The sequence below is a fragment of the Intrasporangium chromatireducens Q5-1 genome (assembly GCF_000576575.1).
GTDB classification, from domain to species: Bacteria; Actinomycetota; Actinomycetes; order Actinomycetales; family Dermatophilaceae; genus Intrasporangium_A; species Intrasporangium_A chromatireducens.
On record NZ_AWQS01000293.1, the window covers coordinates 1 to 4,103 of the forward strand.

The 4,103-nt window shown below is 68.1% G+C and carries 1 protein-coding gene; it reads right to left on the minus strand.

Going from position 1 to position 4,103, the window contains the following annotated elements; genetic code table 11:
* Window positions 1-74 precede the first annotated feature (74 nt).
* On the minus strand, window positions 75-3,974 hold the full coding sequence (locus tag N864_RS19795) for a DNA-directed RNA polymerase subunit beta' (RefSeq protein WP_034721391.1): 3,900 nt from the start codon (window positions 3,972-3,974) through the stop codon (window positions 75-77).
* Window positions 3,975-4,103: the final 129 nt, after the last annotated feature.

Sequence of the window (4,103 nt, forward strand, 5' to 3'; positions counted from 1 at the left end):
GGGACCGCGCGTAGTGCGCGGTCCCGGCCCAGCGGCATACGGGCTGTCAGCTGCTGCCGGTCAGCCCTGCCTGCTCAGAGCTGGTCCAGACCGAGCTCGTGATCGTCGAGGCGGATCGCCTCGCCGGAGCCCGTGCCGAAACCGGCGTAGTCGTAGGCGTCGTAGTTCGGCAGGGAGTACATCGCCGCCTTGGCCTCCTCGGTCGGCTCCACCGTGGTGTTCCGGTAGCGGGGCAGGCCCGTGCCGGCGGGGATGAGCTTGCCGAGGATGACGTTCTCCTTGAGGCCGAGCAGCGGATCGGACTTCGCCTCCATGGCGGCCTGCGTGAGAACACGCGTGGTCTCCTGGAAGGACGCGGCCGACAGCCACGACTCGGTCGCGAGCGACGCCTTGGTGATGCCCATCAGCTCGGGACGCCCGGCAGCCGGACGGCCACCCTCGGCCATCACCTTGCGGTTCTCCTCCTCGAAGCGGCCGCGCTCGGCGAGCTCGCCCGGGAGCAGGTCCGCGTCGCCGGCCTCGATGATCGTCACGCGCCGCAGCATCTGGCGCACGATGACCTCGATGTGCTTGTCGTGGATCGACACACCCTGCTGGCGGTAGACGTGCTGGACCTCGTCCACGAGGTGCTTCTGCGCGGCCCGGGGGCCGAGGATGCGCAGCACCTGCTTCGGGTCGATGGCGCCCTGCACGAGCTGGGCACCGACCTCGACGTGGTCGCCGTCCTGGACCAGCAGGCGCGAGCGCTTGCTGACCGGGTAGGCGTGCTGGTCCGAGCCGTCGTCGGGAACGAGCACGATCCGGCGGGCCTTGTCGGTGTCCTCGATCTCGATGCGACCGCTCGCCTCGGCGATCGGCGCGACGCCCTTGGGCGTGCGCGCCTCGAACAGCTCGACGACACGCGGCAGACCCTGGGTGATGTCGTCCGCGGCCGCGGCGCCACCGGTGTGGAAGGTCCGCATCGTCAGCTGCGTGCCGGGCTCACCGATCGACTGTGCGGCGATGATGCCGACGGCCTCGCCGATGTCGACGAGCTTGCCCGTCGCGAGCGAGCGGCCGTAGCACTTCGCACACGTGCCGACGCGGCTGTCACAGGTCAGGACCGAACGGACCCGGACCTGGTCGATGCCGGCGTTGTACAGCTCGTTGATGACGACGTCACCGAGGTCGATGCCGGCCTCGGCGAGGACGGTGCCGTCCTCGGCCGTGACGTCCTCGGCGAGCGTCCGGGCGTAGACCGACGCCTCGACGATGTCGCTGAGGGTGCGCGTGCCGGTCAGCTCGTTGATCTTGGCGATCGGCAGGACGAGCCCACGCTCGGTGCCACAGTCGTCCTCACGGATGATGACGTCCTGCGACACGTCGACCAGTCGACGCGTGAGGTAGCCGGAGTCCGCGGTGCGGAGCGCGGTGTCGGCCAGACCCTTGCGGGCACCGTGCGTCGAGATGAAGAACTCGAGCACCGACAGGCCCTCACGGAAGTTCGACTTGATCGGACGCGGGATGATCTCGCCCTTCGGGTTGGCCATCAGGCCACGCATGCCGGCGATCTGGCGGATCTGGAACCAGTTACCACCCGCACCCGAGCTGACCATCCGGTAGATCGGGTTGGTCCGGGCGAAGTTGGTCTCCATCTCCTTGGCGACCTGGTTGGACGCCTGCGTCCAGATCTCGACGAGCTCCTGGCGGCGCTCGTCGTCGGTGATCAGACCGCGCTCGTACTGGGTCTGGACCTTCGCGTCCTTCGCCTCGTACGACTCGAGGATCTCGGTCTTGTTGCCCGGCAGGGTGACGTCACCGATCGCGACCGTGCAGCCGGACCGGGTCGACCAGTAGAAGCCGGCCTCCTTGAGGGCGTCGAGGGACGCGGCGACCTGGACCTTCGAGTAGCGCTCGGCGAGGTCGTTGACGATCCGCGACAGGCGCTTGCGGTCGACCGGCTCGTTGATGAACGGGTAGTCGATCGGCAGCGTGACGTTGAAGATGACGCGGCCCAGCGTCGTCTCGAGCAGCACCGACGGGACGAGCCCGTCCTCACCCGGCTCCACGCCCTCGGGCAGCTCGTACCCGGCCGGCGGCACGACGTCGAGCAGCCGGACCTTGATGAGCGACCCGAGCTGGATCTCGCCGCGGTCGAAGGCCATCCGGGCCTCGGCCGGCGTCGAGAACGCCCGGCCCGCCCCGAGGCCGCCGCCGTCGACGGCGTCGGTCAGGTGGAAGATGCCCGTGATCATGTCCTGCGTCGGCATCGTCACCGGCCGGCCGTCGGCCGGCTTGAGGATGTTGTTCGACGACAGCATGAGGATGCGCGCCTCGGCCTGTGCCTCCGCCGAGAGCGGCACGTGGACGGCCATCTGGTCACCGTCGAAGTCGGCGTTGAAGGCCGAGCAGACGAGCGGGTGGATCTGGATGGCCTTGCCCTCGACGAGCTGCGGCTCGAAGGCCTGGATGCCCAGGCGGTGCAGCGTGGGCGCCCGGTTGAGCAGCACGGGGTGCTCGGTGATGACCTCTTCGAGGACGTCCCACACGACCGGCTTGGACCGCTCGACCATCCGCTTGGCCGACTTGATGTTCTGGGCGTGGTCGAGGTCGACCAGCCGCTTCATCACGAACGGCTTGAACAGCTCGAGCGCCATCTGCTTGGGCAGACCGCACTGGTGCAGCTTCAGCTGCGGGCCGACGACGATGACCGACCGGCCGGAGTAGTCGACGCGCTTGCCGAGAAGGTTCTGACGGAAGCGGCCCTGCTTGCCCTTGAGCATGTCGGACAGCGACTTGAGTGGCCGGTTGCCCGGGCCCGTGACGGGACGACCACGACGACCGTTGTCGAACAGTGAGTCGACGGCCTCCTGGAGCATCCGCTTCTCGTTGTTGACGATGATCTCCGGTGCGCCGAGGTCGAGCAGCCGCTTGAGGCGGTTGTTGCGGTTGATGACGCGGCGGTAGAGGTCGTTGAGGTCCGAGGTCGCGAAGCGGCCACCGTCGAGCTGCACCATCGGGCGCAGGTCCGGCGGGATGACCGGGATGCAGTCGAGGACCATGCCGGTCGGGGCGTTGGTCGTCGTCTGGAACGCGGAGACAACCTTGAGCCGCTTGATGGCGCGGGTCTTCTTCTGTCCCTTGCCGGTGGCGATGATCTCCTGCAGCGACGCGGCCTCGGCCTCGAGGTCGAAGGTCTCGAGCCGCCGCTGGATCGCGGCCGCGCCCATGCCGCCCTCGAAGTAGAGGCCGAACCGGTCGCGCATCTCGCGGTAGAGCAGCTCGTCGCCCTCGAGGTCCTGGACCTTGAGGTTCTTGAACCGGTCCCAGACCTGCTCGAGCCGCTCGACCTGCTGGTCGGCGCGCTTGCGGATCTGGTTCATCTCACGCTCGGCGGAGTCGCGCACCTTGCGGCGCGCGTCGGCCTTGGCGCCCTCGGCCTCGAGCTCGGCGAGGTCCTTCTCGAGACGCTGCGCGCGGGCCTCGACGTCGGCGTCGCGGCGGTTCTCGATCTCCTTCTTCTCGACCTGGATCTGCGCCTCGAGCGAGGGCAGGTCCTGGTGGCGCTGCTCCTCGTCGACGGACGTGATCATGTAGGCCGCGAAGTAGATGACCTTCTCGAGGTCCTTCGGGGCGAGGTCGAGCAGGTACCCGAGGCGCGACGGGACGCCCTTGAAGTACCAGATGTGGGTGACGGGCGCGGCGAGCTCGATGTGGCCCATCCGCTCGCGGCGCACCTTGGCGCGCGTGACCTCGACGCCACAGCGCTCACAGATGATGCCCTTGAAGCGGACGCGCTTGTACTTGCCGCAGTTGCACTCCCAGTCGCGGGTCGGGCCGAAGATGCGCTCGCAGAACAGGCCCTCCTTCTCCGGCTTGAGGGTGCGGTAGTTGATGGTCTCCGGCTTCTTGACCTCGCCGTGGCTCCACTGGCGGATGGAGTCGGCGGTCGCGAGGCCGATACGCAGCTCGTCAAAGAAGTTGACGTCGAGCACGTGGTTCCTTCTCTCGTCTCTTGCGAAAAGTCTGTGGTGGTCTGGGTTCTCGATGGGGTTGGGGGGCGCTGTCGCGCTCAGCCCCGTGCAGGAGGTGCGGTATGCCGCTGAGCTGGCTCAGCGGCATAC